1 protein-coding gene is annotated in these 1,627 nt (G+C 36.9%); it reads right to left on the bottom strand.

What is annotated here, in order from left to right:
* Positions 1-171 precede the first annotated feature (171 nt).
* Entirely contained in the window at positions 172-1,452 is a 1,281-nt protein-coding gene (locus tag LJE11_RS18990) for an IS4 family transposase (protein ID WP_020993819.1), read from the bottom strand.
* Between the last annotated feature and the right edge of the window lie 175 nt (positions 1,453-1,627).

Here is a 1,627-nt window from a genome sequence, read left to right as displayed (position 1 = left end):
CAATGTGGTCAACCTAGCGTCAACTTAGGGACATATTAGCAAATAGCCTCCAATGCAAACTACAAAATTAATCGGTTTATGACAGAAAACAGTTGCTGTTTTGTTGGAAACCAGAAGATTCATAAAAATTGCCGCACTTAAATAAGCCTATTGATGAATGCTGGCTCTATTTTAAAAAGAAGCTTTCTTATTTCGGAAATGTGAACGTCCCTTGGATTTCAATTTCTTCCTTGGAAATGACCTTCCGGGCAGAAGCTGTGATCTGCAACGTACAGCATCTTTATATAACTGTTCAATAATTGAAAGCTCAAACAGTCCGCAGAGTATTTTGGGAACAATACTTTTGATCCGTCCAATGATAAATGCACGATTGGCCTGATAACGGAACTTATTTGTGCTTTTGGCAGAAATCTGTATTTCTTCATCTGCTTCATTTTTTATAAGAGAGGCCAGATTCGATAAAAGCATATTTATATAAAATTCCTGCTGTATAGACACTGCAGTAGCACCGGAAAACTCTTCCATGGCAAAGCGGCTTTTTAGTTCTTTGTACTTAAGTTCTACAGGCCATCTGTAGAAGTAAAGTTCCCGGAACATATCTTTTGTAACAGCAGGATCAAACAGGTTTGTTGCAAGATATTCTTTTGTGCCATCATCAAGCGGAATCTCAAGGACACGTATGGGTACATCGGAAGTACCTTCTTTTGAAGTTCCCTGAAGAATGGAAATCATATCACCATTGCATTTTTTAGATAAATTGATTCCCTCTTTCAGTCTCATAACACAGAGATGCCCATGCTCTACACAGTAGCGGAACATATCTTCTGAATAATAACCTCTGTCAAAAATAATAATACTGTTGTTATATAGTCCCATATCTTCAAGAACTTTAAGATGTTCTAATGCAGCTGCTCGTTCAGAGGAAAGAAATTTATGGATAGATGCATGAAGGATATAATCATCCAGAACATCATAAATTATTGAAGCCAGTCCCATGGTATAACGTCGGTTTGGATCAGGATAGCTGGACATTTCGCCAAAGAAATCAAAAGTTGATTTTGAATTCGGAAGTTCGATCCTGGAACCATCTACTGCAAAAAGATGATAACCCTGCCACAGCTTTCTTGAAGGGATCTGGCTGTAAAACAGATCAACAGAAAGATAATAAAGTTCCTTGAACAGTGAAGGATTAATGAACTGTCTGGCTTTGGAAAGTGCCTGTTTTGAAACATCCGGAAAAGAAAGCGTGCCCAGTTCTTCTCTGATCTGTGAAAGATTCTGGAACATGGAAGCTTTTGAAGAGAAGAACAGATAAATAATAACTTGCAAAAGTGAAAGTTTTCTTCGCCGTACAAAATGTTTTTCCACCCGATGGGGTTCCAGTTTAACTTGATCTGTGATATAATCTTTAATGGATTGGACGATATTTTTACAAATATTAGTTCGATTCATATGGCATACCTCCTACGTATTGGAATAGATAAATATTTCGCTGGTAACGTAATATTGCTTAATCTATAAACCACATATTTAGGAGGATATGTCAAGATATTTATATAAAAAAATCCAGAATATAAGCCCAGAATCGTTGAATTTTCAGCATTCTGGGCTTAAGTTGACCACATTG

This window comes from Blautia sp. DFI.1.216, assembly GCF_020594215.1.
GTDB classification, from domain to species: Bacteria; Bacillota; Clostridia; order Lachnospirales; family Lachnospiraceae; genus Blautia_A; species Blautia_A wexlerae.
This window is presented reverse-complemented; position numbering and strand designations above follow the sequence as displayed.